The 12375-nt window shown below is 67.9% G+C and carries 11 protein-coding genes; 5 read left to right on the top strand and 6 right to left on the bottom strand.

The features are described from left to right. Positions 1-62: 62 nt before the first annotated feature. From fimW to ACM0M4_RS27800, 4 genes are all read right to left on the bottom strand, one after another. The gene (gene fimW, locus ACM0M4_RS27815; RefSeq protein WP_054376157.1) at positions 63-1886 is read right to left on the bottom strand and encodes a cyclic-di-GMP receptor FimW; all 1824 of its coding nucleotides are present in this window, start codon (positions 1884-1886) and stop codon (positions 63-65) included. 317 nt (positions 1887-2203) lie between these two features. Continuing rightward, complete coding sequence (gene asd, locus ACM0M4_RS27810; RefSeq protein ID WP_003095677.1) at positions 2204-3073, bottom strand: archaetidylserine decarboxylase; 870 nt, start codon at positions 3071-3073, stop codon at positions 2204-2206. Positions 3074-3076: 3 nt separating this feature from the next. Next, on the bottom strand, positions 3077-3892 hold the full coding sequence (gene rhdA, locus ACM0M4_RS27805; protein WP_003102047.1) for a thiosulfate sulfurtransferase: 816 nt from the start codon (positions 3890-3892) through the stop codon (positions 3077-3079). A gap of 74 nt (positions 3893-3966) precedes the next feature. Next, the gene (locus tag ACM0M4_RS27800) at positions 3967-5478 is read right to left on the bottom strand and encodes an HDOD domain-containing protein (RefSeq protein WP_003102046.1); all 1512 of its coding nucleotides are present in this window, start codon (positions 5476-5478) and stop codon (positions 3967-3969) included. Positions 5479-5618: 140 nt separating this feature from the next. Between ACM0M4_RS27800 and motA the strand changes: the two genes are divergently transcribed. Together motA and motB are read left to right on the top strand one after the other, a co-directional pair. Beyond that, on the top strand, positions 5619-6470 hold the full coding sequence (gene motA, locus ACM0M4_RS27795) for a flagellar motor stator protein MotA (RefSeq protein ID WP_003102044.1): 852 nt from the start codon (positions 5619-5621) through the stop codon (positions 6468-6470). Positions 6471-6489: 19 nt separating this feature from the next. Further along, entirely contained in the window at positions 6490-7533 is a 1044-nt protein-coding gene (motB, locus tag ACM0M4_RS27790; RefSeq protein WP_003095673.1) for a flagellar motor protein MotB, read from the top strand. A gap of 3 nt (positions 7534-7536) precedes the next feature. On the opposite strand, the gene rsgA is transcribed toward motB, so the two are convergent. After that, on the bottom strand, positions 7537-8556 hold the full coding sequence (gene rsgA / locus ACM0M4_RS27785; protein ID WP_003110323.1) for a small ribosomal subunit biogenesis GTPase RsgA: 1020 nt from the start codon (positions 8554-8556) through the stop codon (positions 7537-7539). 111 nt (positions 8557-8667) lie between these two features. On the opposite strand from rsgA, the gene orn reads away from it, so the two are divergent. After that, positions 8668-9210 carry an oligoribonuclease gene (gene orn / locus ACM0M4_RS27780; protein WP_003095671.1) on the top strand — a complete coding sequence of 181 codons (543 nt, stop codon included), beginning with the start codon at positions 8668-8670 and terminating at the stop codon, positions 9208-9210. A 33-nt stretch (positions 9211-9243) separates the two neighbouring features. On the opposite strand, the gene queG is transcribed toward orn, so the two are convergent. Further along, positions 9244-10329 carry a tRNA epoxyqueuosine(34) reductase QueG gene (queG, locus tag ACM0M4_RS27775; protein WP_003110324.1) on the bottom strand — a complete coding sequence of 362 codons (1086 nt, stop codon included), beginning with the start codon at positions 10327-10329 and terminating at the stop codon, positions 9244-9246. 81 nt (positions 10330-10410) lie between these two features. On the opposite strand from queG, the gene ACM0M4_RS27770 reads away from it, so the two are divergent. Together ACM0M4_RS27770 and tsaE are read left to right on the top strand one after the other, a co-directional pair. Next, on the top strand, positions 10411-11919 hold the full coding sequence (locus tag ACM0M4_RS27770) for an NAD(P)H-hydrate dehydratase (RefSeq protein ID WP_078463654.1): 1509 nt from the start codon (positions 10411-10413) through the stop codon (positions 11917-11919). After that, positions 11907-12374, top strand: coding sequence for a tRNA (adenosine(37)-N6)-threonylcarbamoyltransferase complex ATPase subunit type 1 TsaE (gene tsaE / locus ACM0M4_RS27765; protein WP_221345453.1), 468 nt, complete (start codon positions 11907-11909; stop codon positions 12372-12374). The genes ACM0M4_RS27770 and tsaE overlap by 13 nt, the downstream gene beginning before the upstream one ends. Position 12375: the final 1 nt, after the last annotated feature.

Below are 12375 nucleotides of genomic sequence, written 5' to 3'. Positions count from 1 at the left end.
AAAGGGCTCAGTCCGCGTCCGGGCGGGCGCGAAAAGACGGCGAATGGAGGTGTCGGGGCAATCTACAGAGACTTCCAGAGCGAGTCAAAATCTTCCTCCCCCGCAGGCGGCCGGGCCACTGGCGCTGTGACCGGCTTATCGCTCGGGGTGTTCACCGGTTCCGCCGAGCGGTATTCGAACTGGCTGAAGCTGCCGGTCGAGGCCTGCCGGCGATTCAGCACCGCGCGCCGCTCCTCGCCGTGCAGGTTGATCTGCACCCGGCTGCCCTCCTGGAACGGCAGGCGCGGGGTGATCACCGTCGCCGGCCGCGAGATCGCGGCGATTTCCGGCAGCAGCAGGGCGCGCAGGTAGTGGCTGCTCTGCTCGGTCTTGCGCAGCAGTTGCAGGCCGCAGGGCTGCGCCGCCGGGGCGATCATCTCGATGCCCATCTGCGTGCCGCCATTGCGCACCTGGCGGATCCAGCGCACCACCGCGATGCTCCACGCCTGGCCGGGAAGGTCCTGCAGGCCGACCAGTTCGCCCGCCTGCAGTTGGGCGGGCACCTCCTTCGGCCAGCTCAGGCAATAACCGCCGGGGCTGTGGTTGACGATGGGCAGGGCGTAGGTCGGATAGTCCTCGGTGGCGTCAGTCTGTGCGTGGGCCTGCGGGTGATCGGGCTGCCCACCGCGGGACGACTGGTGCGGGCGGTACTCGATTTCCTCCAGCGGCATGCCGGGCTGCCAGTCGGTGACCTTCTGCGCATCGAAGGCGCCGGCCCAGGCGTCCTGGACGTCGGCCTTGAAGCGAGGCGCCTCGGGCGCTTCCTGGATCTGCAGGACCTCGTTGAACGGGCGGCGCCCGGCGAGGAAGTAGTGCAGGGCGCTCATGCCGATGCACAGGGTCAACTGGCCCTGGCCCTGGGTGCGCTGGAAGGTACGTTCGGCGATGTCACCCCAGGCCGAGGAGAGATGTTGCAGCAGGTCCAGGGTCACCCCTTCGATCAGCGGCAGGCGTGCTTTCGCGCGTTCGGCCTCGGGCTGCAGCAGGTATTCGCGGATCAGCTCGACCAGCGGCTGGGTGTCGATGCCCAGGGCACTGGCCAGTTGGGTCTCCGGGTACAGCGAACGGTAGCGCGGCGGGCCGTCGATCTGCGGCACGGCGATGAACAGCGAGCCGGGCAGCGTCGCGCTCTGTATCGACAGCAGCTGGCTCCAGGGTTCGAGCACCTCGGCGAGCCGTGCAATGTTGTTCTGGCGCATCTGGTTGCAGCGCGCGCAGCCGAGCAGCAGCGGAATCAGGTAGGCCTGCTCGACGCTCAGGCCGGGGGTGTGCTTGGCCAGTTCGTCGCGCACCGCGAGACGATGCACGCCGCGCTGGCTGGCCAACTGGTAGAGCTGGTGGAGTTCCAGCCAAAGCCCCTCGGGGACCGGGCAGTACAACTGGCTGGCGCGGATCAGCGGCCCGCACAGGCTGCGGATCGCCCGCTGGATGCCGACCGCGAGCAGCTGCGCGCGGTCGCGGCTGTTGCGCGGCGCTTCCTGGACCACGATCAGCTTGTAGCCGATGGCCAGGTGGTTCTGCAGGGCCTGGCAGAGGTTGGCGATCTTGCGCGGCCGTTCGTCGAGGACGATGGCCTGGTTGAGGAAGTGCCGTTCCAGGTGGGCGCAGACGAAATGCACCTCTGGACGGAACAGTTCGAGCAGTTGCAGGCGGGCCTCGACGGGCAGCACCAACTGGTTGAGTTCGATCAGGCCCTGGTAGAGCTGGCGCGCGGTTTCCCCGAGGTTGGCCTTGGGCAGGTGCGCCAGCCAGTACTTGATGTCCTTCGGGGTGGCGTCGCAGAAGCTCAGGTTCTGCTGCGTCGGAGTGGGGACGCGCAACGAGAGGTGGGGGCTCTGGTTTTCCATGGGGGGTTAGACGGCTCCGCTACTGAAAAGGCTCTACGGGGGGATGAAGCCCCGGAGAGGTGCCGGACTTCCGATCGCCGCGGCTGCGCCTCCTCTTTCTTAACACGGGAGGCGGGTTCATCGTCGTGGCCAGGACAGGAACTGTGCGGCAGTCCGCTTTCCTGACCGAGGGATCGGCACAGGCTCGATAGGACCTTTCCGAACTCTAGCAGCATCGAAATGGACCCGCAGCCTTCGGACGCCACGATCCCGCCGGGAGGTTCCGGCGGCGGGGAGAGACGGGACGGAGGCGCTCGGGGCGCTCCGTCCCGGCGAGGTCAGGACTGTTTCGGCAGTGCCAGGCATTCGCCCATGCGCACCGGGCTCGCTGCCCCGAGGCCGTCGTTGAACGCGACCTGCTGCGGGCCGAACAGGACGATGGCGGTGGAGCCCAGCTTGAAGCGACCGAGCTCGGCGCCTTTTTCCAGGCGGATCGGCGCACGGGCGGCTTCGTCGTAGCGGAAGGTCTTCAGTTCGCGCTTCGGCGGCGTAACCAGGCCGGCCCAGACGGTTTCGATGGAGGCTACGATCATCGCGCCTACCAGCACCACGGCCATCGGACCGCGCTCGGTGTCGAACAGGCAGACCACCCGCTCGTTGCGGGCGAACAGCTCGGGAACGTTTTCCGCGGTGGTCTGGTTCACCGAGAACAGCCGGCCGGGAACGTAGACCATCTCGCGCAGGGTGCCGGCCAGCGGCATGTGCACGCGGTGGTAGTCCCGGGGGGACAGGTAGACGGTGGCGAAGTCGCCGCCCATGAAGGGCGCGGCCAGTTCGGCGTCGCCGCCGAGCAGTTCGGCCAGGCTGTAGCTGTGGCCTTTGGCCTGGAATATCCGTCCGTGCTCGATCGGGCCGAGCTGGCTGATCGCGCCATCGGCCGGGCAGAGCACCGCGCCGGGCTCCTGGGCCAGCGGGCGGGCGCCATCCTTCAGGGCGCGGGTGAAGAAGGCATTGAAATGTTCATAGGCCTGCAGGTCCTCGACCTGCGCTTCGCGCATGTCGACCTGGTAGCGCCGGGCGAACCAGGCGATCAGGCGGTCCTTGAACCAGGTCGCCCGGCAGTCGGCGGCGAAGCCGATCAGCCGGGACAGCAGGTGGTGCGGCAGCAGGTACTGGCTGCAGATGAACAGACGATCTTTGAACGACATTCCTCAAACCTCTACAGGGGTATCGGGGTGGTTGCCCCATTCCGACCAGGAGCCGGCGTAGCCTTTGACCCGCGGGTAGCCCAGCGCCTTGGCCACCAGGTAGGTGAAGCCGGAGCGATGGTGGGTCTGGCAGTGGGTGATCACTTCCTTGTCCGGCGTGATGCCGAGGTCCTCCAGGACTTCGGCGATATCCGCGCGGATGCGCAGGGCGCGAGCCGGGTCCATGCCGGCGGTCCATTCGAAATTGATCGCGCCGGGCACATGCCCGGCCTTCGCGGCGAGCACCTTGGTACCGGCGTATTCGCTGGGGTTGCGCGCATCCCATACCGCCAGGTCGGCGGCGCCGAGGCGGCTTTGCAGGTATTCGCGGGTCGCGCTGGGCTCGTCGTGCAACGTCAGCGGCAGCGGGCCGCCGACAGGCGCCGGGACCTCGCGGTCGAGCGCCTGGGCGTCGGCGATCCAGGCCGGCAGGCCGCCGTTGAGATAGTGGTAGCGGTGGTGGCCGATCACGTCCAGCAGCCAGATGAAGCGGCCCGCCCAGCCGCCGCCTTCGTCGTCGTAGACCACGTAGGTCGCCTCCGGGCGGTGGCCCAGCTCGCCGAACAGGGCTTCCAGGTCGGCCTTCGCCGGTAGCAGGCCGGGTGCCGGGGGTTGTCCCCACTGGGTGCGTTTGGGGTCGACGAAACGCGCGCCGGGGATATGCCCTTCGGCGTAGCGGGCGGCACTGGTCAGGTCGACCAGGATCAGCTCGGGCGCGCCCAGGCGCGGCGCGAGGTCGCTGGGCTCGATCACCAATGGCAGGTCGGAGAAAACGGACATGCGAGTACCCCCGGGTTGAAGAAGGGCAGCAGTTTAACGGAAAGCGCGCCCGACCAGTGTGCCGGGCATGTCCCTCATTCCGTGCGGCGCTGGCGGCCGAACTGCTGGATCGCGCGCTCGGTGCACTGGGCGGTCTTGGCGAAGGCCTGGGCATGCAGGTCGCTGAACGGCTGGCCGCCGAGGTCGGCCAGGACCAGCATCACCACCCGCGAGCCGTTGCCCAGCGAGCGCAGCAGCAGGTGAGGTCCGGGGAACAGTTGGCGCAAGGGTTCGCCGAGGGCCGGCAGCAACTGGTCCTGGTTGTTCGGGCCGATGCGCAGCAGGGCGGGTTGCTGGAACAGTTTCTTCAGCAGCGGGCTGCTGGCAATCTCCAGTTGCAATTTCTCCTGGCCCGGTTCGAGTCCGGCGCTCTGCTGCGCCAGCACGTGTACCTGGGTGCGATCGGCCACCAGCAGCAGCATCCTTTGCAGGCCGCAGGCGCGCAGCGCATCGCGGGCACAGGCGGTGAGCTGCACCACGTTGCTGAACGGGCTGGGCTCGCGGAGCAACTCGGCGCAATGCTGCCGCCACTCGGCCAGGGCTTCCGCCGAGGGCGGCGGCGGGGGTGCCGCTTCGGCACGCCAGCGGCTGGCCTGCCAGGGCCAGATCAAGGCCACCGCCGGATGCCACAGCGGCGGCCGGGCGTGCAGGCGCGCGCTTTGCGCGGCGAGCATGTGTACCTGCTGCTGGACTTCGGTCAGCGGCTGGCCCAGGTACAGGCCGGTCAGGCGCTGCCAGCGCAGCATGTGCGGCCCGTCCCAGCTCTGGTGCGCGGCGATGGCCAGGCCATTGGCGAGGAGAGTGCAGTTGGCCGGCTGGGTCAGCCAGCGGGCGAGATCGGGCTGGGCATCGAGTTGCTGTTGCTGGAGCAGGGGCGACTGATGGTCGCGGGCGATACGCAGGGCTCGAACCAGCAGACGACGGTCGCAGGCGAGCAGGCGATAGCCCTGGATGACCCACTGCGGTAGCCGCCAGCGTTCGGCCAGCGCCAGGCAGATCGGCAGCAGGCGCATGCCGAGCAGTTCGCGCTCCACTCGCAGGGTCGGTTCGCCTTGTACCAGCACGCGTTGCTGCCATTGCTCCAGCAGCTGCGGGCGGGCGTTGGCCAGCGCCCAGACCGGAGCCATGGTCAGCAGGCTGCCCCAGTGAATTTCCTGCCAGAGCCTGGCCAGACGCGCGCCGAACAGGCCGCTGGCCTGCTGCATGGCGTGCTGGCTGATCAGCAGCATCTGCCCGAGGACCCTGGGCATCTCCGCATCCTGGATGCTCGGCAGGGTCTTCAGAAGTTGGCTCGCGCGCGCCAGGCCGAGGCGGCTGAGGGCCACCTCCAGGCTTTCCGCGGGGTTGTCGCGGGCGCTCTCGGCGCGATTGGCCTCGCGCAGGATGGACAACGCCAGTGTCGGGCTGCCCTGCAACTGGTCGGCGATCTCGCGCAGCGAGCGGCGGCTGTCGCTCAGCGCGGCGTGCAGGCCGGCATAGTGGCTGGCGGGGATCGGCAGGGGTTGCCGGTCGAGCTCTTCGAGCCAGGCGGCGAGGCGGTCTGTCATGGGTGTCGGGCTCGGTGTCGGCGAGGCGGCGAACTGGCTTTTCGAGTATTCGGACTATAGTCTTGCGGCTAGCAACCGATAACAAGAGGGAGCCTAGCAGTCCCCCTCCTTATCCTGTTCATTTCGCACGTCCGGTCCTCATGTCAAAAATCATCGGCATCATCGTCGTTTTCGCCAGTGTCCTCGGGGGCTTCCTGCTCTCCGGCGGCAAGATCGGCGCCATCATCCAGCCCTTCGAGGTCCTGATCATCGGTGGCGCGGCACTGGGGGCGTTCCTCCAGTCCAACCCGGGCAGCACGTTCATGGTGGTGCTGAAGAAAGCGCCGAAGATGTTCAGCAACCGCTTCACCCAGACCTACTACCTCGAGGTGCTGGGCATGCTCTACGAGATCCTCAACAAGAGCCGGCGCGAAGGGATGATGGCGATCGAGGCGGACATCGAAGACCCCGCGGCCAGCCCCATCTTCAGCAAGTACCCCGGTGTGCTGAAGGATGAGCGGATGACCGCCTATGTCTGCGACTACCTGCGCATCATGTCCTCCGGCAACATGGCGCCGCACGAGCTGGAAGGCCTGTTCGACATGGAGCTGTCCAGTCTCAAGGAGGACCTGGAGCATCCGTCCCACGCGGTGACCAAGGTCGCCGACGCCCTGCCGGGCTTCGGTATCGTCGCCGCGGTACTCGGCATCGTCATCACCATGGCGTTGCTTGGCGAAGGCAGCCAGGCGGAGATCGGCCACCACGTCGCCGCCGCCCTGGTGGGCACCTTCCTCGGGATTCTCGCCGCCTACGGCTTCGTCGGCCCGCTGGCGGGCGCCCTGGAGCACGATGCCAAGGAAGAGTTGAACCTGTTCGAGGCGATCAAGGCCTGCCTGGTCGCTTCCGCTTCCGGCATGCCGCCTTCGCTGGCCGTCGAGTTCGGCCGCAAGGTGCTGCTGCCCGCCCATCGGCCGACCTTCGCCGAGCTCGAGCAGGCCGTGCGCGGCCGCTGAGTGGAGGCACTGTCGATAGATGGACAATAACCAGCCGATCATCGTCAAGCGCGTCAAGCGCTATGCCGCCGGCCACCACGGCGGCTCGTGGAAGATCGCCTTCGCCGACTTCGCCACGGCGATGATGGCGTTCTTCCTGGTGCTCTGGCTGCTGTCTTCGGCCACCCCGGAGCAGAAGAAGGCGATTTCCGGATACTTCCAGGACCCCATCGGTTTCAGCGAAAGCGCCAGCCCCTACGTCATCGACCTCGGCGGCACGCCGACGCCGGCGCCGGACAAGACCCTCAATCCGCAGGTTCAGGCCCAGCCGGACTCCAACGAAAGCCGGATCAGCCCCGAGCAGGACCACCAGGTCAACGCCGATCAGGCCGAGAACCTCGCCGAGCAGGTTGAGCGAGAGCGTCTGGCGCTGCTGCTGCAGGAGTTGCAGAACAAGGTCGACGAAAATCCGATGCTCAAGGACTTCAAGGACCAGATCCACTTCGAGATCACCCGCGACGGCCTGCGCATCCAGATCGTCGACGCCGCCAACCGGCCGATGTTCGACCTCGGCAGCGCGCGCCTGCAGCCGTATTTCGAGGACATCCTGCTGGCCATGGCCGAGACCATCCGCCAGGTGCCGAACAAGATCAGCATCAGCGGCCACACCGACGCCAAGCCCTATGCCGGCAACGGCGACTTCGGCAACTGGGAGCTATCGGCCAATCGCGCCAACGCCGCGCGCCGTGCGCTGGTCGCCGGCGGCTATCCGGAAGGGCAGATCGCCCAGGTTGTCGGCTATGCCTCGGCACGCCTGTTCGACGACAAGGACCCGCTGAACCCGGTGAACCGGCGGATCGACATCGTGGTCCTGACCCGCAAGGCGCAGAAGGCCATCGAAGGCGAGACCGGCGCTCCCGAAGCCAGCGCCCCCGCGGCTGCCCCGGGCGAGCAGCCGAAGCCGGCTGCCGAGGCACCGGCGGCGGGCGCGCAACCTTCGCTACCGGCGGACGAGGTGCAGAAGAAGCTCAACCTGTTCGACGACGGCGGCAGCCTGAAGCTGGAGCAGATCAAGGGCGACTGAGGTTCAGTAGTCCGTTTCCGGCATGCTTGCCAGAATGTGCCGGTAGCTGGCCATGCGTTGCGGCATGATGCGCCCGTCCTCCAAGGCCTGGAGCAGGGCGCAACCTGGTTCACGGTCGTGCTTGCAGTCGCGGAAGCGGCAATGTCCGAGCAGGTCGCGGAACTCGATGAAACCGGCCTCGACATCGTCTCGCGACACGTGCCCCAGGCCGAACTCACGGATGCCGGGCGAGTCGATCAGGTCGCCGCCGCCGGGAAAATGGAACAGTCGCGCGGTGGTGGTGGTATGGGTGCCCTTGCCGGTCACCGTGGAGAGGTCGCCGACACGTGTGTCGACACCTGGCAACAAGGCATTCACCAGCGACGACTTGCCCACCCCGGACTGCCCGACGAAGACGCTCACGTGACCGTCCAGCGCGCCGCGCAGTTCGTCCATCGCCAGGCCATTGAAGGCCGACACCTCGATCAGCGGGTAACCCAGGGTGCGGTAGACATTCAGCAGCGCATCGATGCCTTCGGCATTGCTCTCGTCGACCAGATCGGCCTTGTTCAGCAGCAGCAGCGGCTGGATGCCGGCATGTTCGGCGGCGATCAGGTAGCGGTCGATCAGGTTGGCGTGCGGTTCGGGACGCGGGGCGAAGACGATGACGATGCGGTCGACGTTGGCCGCTACCGGCTTGAGCAGCCCGCGCATGTCCGGGCGGCACAGCTCGGAGCGACGTGGCAATTGCGCGACGATCACGCCGATGCCCTGGTTGCCGGCACGCCAGACCACCTGGTCGCCGGTCACCAGTGCCGGCAGGTTGGCGCGCAGGTGACAGCGGGAAACCTGGCCGTCGGCGGACTCGACCTCTACCTGAACCCCGAAATGAGCGATCACCTGGCCGGTCTGCTCCGGTCCCAGGTCGCCGCCTTCCAGCTCGTCCACGGCACGCGACTCGCGACGGGCCGCCCGGGCCGCGCGTTCTTCCTGGATCTTTTCGATGCGCCAGCTCTGCCGGCGGGTCAAGTGGCGTTTGGCCATGATGCGTCCGCATGAAAAATCGGCGGCGAGTTTAACATGGGCGCGCCGCCATCATTCGCGCGGCGGCGTTCCACGCTAGAATGCACGGCATAGCGACTGGAGCGACTCCCCATGCAGAACCCGCAGAACCTTATCTGGATCGACCTGGAGATGACCGGCCTCGATCCGGACCGGGACGTCATCATCGAGATGGCCACCATCGTCACCGACAGTGACCTCAACACCCTGGCCGAAGGACCGGTGATCGCCATCCACCAGCCAGAGGAAATCCTCGCCGGCATGGACGAGTGGAATACCCGCCAGCACGGCCAGTCCGGCCTGACCCAGAGGGTTCGGGAAAGTACCGTGAGCATGGCCGAGGCCGAGGCGCAGACCCTGGCCTTCCTCGAGCAGTGGGTGCCCAAGCGCAGCTCGCCGATCTGCGGCAACAGCATCTGCCAGGACCGCCGCTTCCTCTATAGGCACATGCCCAGGCTGGAAGGCTACTTCCACTACCGCAACCTCGACGTCTCCACCCTCAAGGAGCTGGCTGCGCGCTGGGCGCCGCAGGTCCGCGAGAGCTTCAAGAAGGGCAACACCCACCTGGCGCTGGACGATATCCGCGAGTCGATCGCCGAGCTGCGCCACTACCGCGACCACTTCATCAAGCTCTGATCCGTCCGGACCGGGCGGGCGGCACCGGCCGGGCTAGGTTTCCCCGTGGCGCCGCAGGGCCCATTCCACGTGCTCGCGGACCAGCTCCGAAGGGAACCCGCGGCGCGCCTTCAGCGCCTCCAGCACCGGGATGGTCGAGGGCGCGTTGCCCAGCCCCACCGCCAGGTTGCGCAACCAGCGCTCGTAGCCGGCGCGGCGCAGTGGCGAACCCTCGGTGCGGCCGAGGAACTCCTCCTCGCTCCAGAGGAACAGTTCGGCGAGTTCGGCGTTGTCCAGGCTGTGGCGCGGCTGGAAGTCGCCCTGCCCGGTGGGGCGGGCGAAGCGATTCCATGGGCAGACGATCTGGCAGTCGTCGCAGCCGAATACCCGGTTGCCGATCAGTGGTCGCAGCTCCAGCGGAATCGCGCCCTTGTACTCGATGGTCAGGTAGGAGATGCAGCGTCGCGCGTCCAGCCGGTAGGGGCCGACGAAGGCCGCGGTCGGGCAGATGTCCAGGCAGGCCGAGCAGCGTCCGCAATGCTCGCTGTCCATCGCCGGGTCGACGGGTAGCGGCATGTCGACGAACAGCTCGCCGAGGAAGAAGTAGCTGCCGGCCTTGCGGTTGAGCACCAGCGTGTTCTTGCCGATCCAGCCGAGGCCGGCCTGTTCGGCGATGGCCTTTTCCAGCACCGGCGCGCTGTCAACGAAGGCGCGGAAACCGAACGGGCCGACTTCGGCCTGGATGCGCTCGGCCAGTTGTTGCAGACGCTTGCGGATCAGCTTGTGGTAGTCGCGGCCGAGGGCGTAGCGCGAGACGTAGGCTTTTTCCGGCGTCGCGAGGACCTGCGCCATGCGCGTGTCGCCGGGCAGGTAATCCATGCGCAGAGAGATCACCCGCAGCGTGCCGGGAACCAGCTCGGCAGGTCGCGAGCGCTTGCTGCCGTGCGCCGCCATGTAGTCCATCTCGCCGTGGTAGCCGGCCTCCAGCCAGCGCTGCAGGTGCGCTTCGTGCTCGCCCAGCTCGACGTCGCTGATACCGACCTGCTGGAACCCCAGCTCGCGGCCCCAGTCCTTGATGGACTGGGCGAGGCGGGCGGGGTCCGGCGGGGAAAGGTTGTCGGCCAGAGGCTGGGGAGTCATGGGAGGCAACGAAGACGAGGGAAAGCGAAATGGGATAGGTATAATTCTGCCAGACTGCGCGCCTGACGCCGAATCGATCCGATGACCATGACCTTCCAGCACGACGACCTGCCACTCGCCCTCTATTCCGCCGCCCAGGTGCGCGACCTCGATGCGCGCCTGATCGCCGCCGGCACGCCGGGCTTCGAACTCATGCAGCGCGCCGCCCACGCCGCCTGGCGTGCCTTGCGCCGCCGTTGGCCGGAGGCCGCGGCGCTGACGGTGCTCGCCGGGCACGGCAACAATGCCGGCGACGGCTACCTGATCGCGGCGCTGGCGCAACGTGCGGGTTGGCGAGTGCGGGTGCTGGCGGTCGCGGCGCCGCAGCGGCTTGCCGGCGACGCGGCGCAGGCGCATGCCGCCGTGCTGGCGACCGGGGTCGTGGTGGAGCCCTGGAGCGAGTGCGCCGTGCTCGAGGGCGTAGTAGTGGATGCATTGCTCGGCACCGGCCTGGCAGGTGCCGTGCGCGAGCCCTTTGCGCAGGCCATCCGCCTGGCCAACGCCGCCGACCTGCCGGTGCTGGCGGTGGATATTCCTTCCGGCTTGAGCGCCGACACCGGTGCGGTATTGGGGGAAGCGATCAGGGCGGATCTGACAGTGACTTTCATCGGCCTGAAGATCGGGCTGTTCACTGGCGAGGCGCCGGCACGGGTCGGCGAGCTGGTGTTCGACGAACTCGGCAGCGACGCCGTCGTGTTGCAAGGGCTCCAGCCCCGGGCCCACCGTTTGGCACGAAATGCCCTGCCGAGTCTGGCAGCGCGGCCGCGGACCGCGCACAAGGGGCTGTTCGGCCACCTGCTGGTGGTCGGCGGCGACACCGGCATGGGCGGGGCCGTGCTACTGGCCGCGGAAAGCGCCCTGCGCTGCGGCGCCGGGCTGGTCTCGGCGGCGACCCGCGTCGAACATGTGCCGGCGTTGCTGAGCCGTTGTCCCGAGGTCATGGCCCATGGCGTGGCGTCGGCGAACCAACTGCTGGCCCTTGCCGAACGCGCCAGCGTGCTGGTGCTCGGTCCCGGTCTTGGCCAGCGCGCCTGGGGGCGTAGCCTGCTGAGCGCTGTCCGGTCGCGACCGTTGCCGCAGGTCTGGGATGCCGACGCGTTGAACCTGCTGGCCCTGGAACCGGTCGGAGCAGGGCCGCGGACATGGATTCTGACGCCGCATCCCGGCGAGGCCGCGCGCCTGTTGGGTCGCTCGACCGCCGAGGTGCAGGCGGATCGCCCGGCGGCGGCGCTGGAACTGGCGTGTCGCTACCAGGCGGTGGTGGTGCTGAAGGGCGCCGGCAGCCTGGTCGCCGCGCCGGACGGACGACTTGCCGTCTGTTCCCAGGGGCATCCGGCGATGGCTGGTGCCGGCCTGGGTGACGTGCTGTCGGGCATCACCGGTGCCTTGCTGGCCCAGCACGTGGAGGCGTTCGAGGCGGCCTGCCTGGCGGTCTGGCTGCATGCCGCCGCCGGTGAGCGGCTCGGCGCCCAGGGGCGTGGACTGGCGGCGACCGATCTCATACCTACCGTTCGTCAGTTGCTCGAGGAGTGCAGTCCGTGTCTGAAGTGATCCTGTCCGCCGAAGGGGAAGACGCGATGCTCGAACTGGGCGGGCGCATCGCCCGGGCCAGCGGGGGGCAGGGGGTGATCTACCTGCATGGCGACCTCGGCGCCGGCAAGACCACCCTCTCGCGCGGCATCCTGCGCGGCCTCGGCCATGCCGGCTCGGTGAAAAGCCCGACCTTTACCCTGGTCGAGCCTTACGAAATCGGCGAGCTGCGCGCCTACCATTTCGACCTGTACCGGCTCGCCGATGCGGAGGAATTGGAGTTCTTCGGCATCCGCGACTATTTCGACGGCAGCGCACTCTGTCTGATCGAGTGGCCCGAGCGCGGTGCGGGCGTTTTGCCAACCGCCGATCTGGACATTACCATTACTGCCCAAGCGGGTGGACGGACACTGCGCGTGGTACCGCACGGTGCGCGGGGCGAAGCCTGGTGTGCCACCCTGACCATGGGAGCATGAG

Origin of the sequence: Pseudomonas sp. 18-147 (genome assembly GCF_051048045.1) — a bacterium.
GTDB classification, from domain to species: domain Bacteria; phylum Pseudomonadota; class Gammaproteobacteria; order Pseudomonadales; family Pseudomonadaceae; genus Pseudomonas; species Pseudomonas aeruginosa.
This window is presented reverse-complemented; position numbering and strand designations above follow the sequence as displayed.

Coding starts and splice junctions, on each gene's coding strand:
- fimW (WP_054376157.1), bottom strand. CDS start 1,886: ATGGAAAACCAGAGCCCCCACCTCTCGTTGCGCGTCCCCACTCCGACG.
- asd (WP_003095677.1), bottom strand. CDS start 3,073: ATGTCGTTCAAAGATCGTCTGTTCATCTGCAGCCAGTACCTGCTGCCG.
- rhdA (WP_003102047.1), bottom strand. CDS start 3,892: ATGTCCGTTTTCTCCGACCTGCCATTGGTGATCGAGCCCAGCGACCTC.
- ACM0M4_RS27800 (WP_003102046.1), bottom strand. CDS start 5,478: ATGACAGACCGCCTCGCCGCCTGGCTCGAAGAGCTCGACCGGCAACCC.
- motA (WP_003102044.1), top strand. CDS start 5,619: ATGTCAAAAATCATCGGCATCATCGTCGTTTTCGCCAGTGTCCTCGGG.
- motB (WP_003095673.1), top strand. CDS start 6,490: ATGGACAATAACCAGCCGATCATCGTCAAGCGCGTCAAGCGCTATGCC.
- rsgA (WP_003110323.1), bottom strand. CDS start 8,556: ATGGCCAAACGCCACTTGACCCGCCGGCAGAGCTGGCGCATCGAAAAG.
- orn (WP_003095671.1), top strand. CDS start 8,668: ATGCAGAACCCGCAGAACCTTATCTGGATCGACCTGGAGATGACCGGC.
- queG (WP_003110324.1), bottom strand. CDS start 10,329: ATGACTCCCCAGCCTCTGGCCGACAACCTTTCCCCGCCGGACCCCGCC.
- ACM0M4_RS27770 (WP_078463654.1), top strand. CDS start 10,411: ATGACCATGACCTTCCAGCACGACGACCTGCCACTCGCCCTCTATTCC.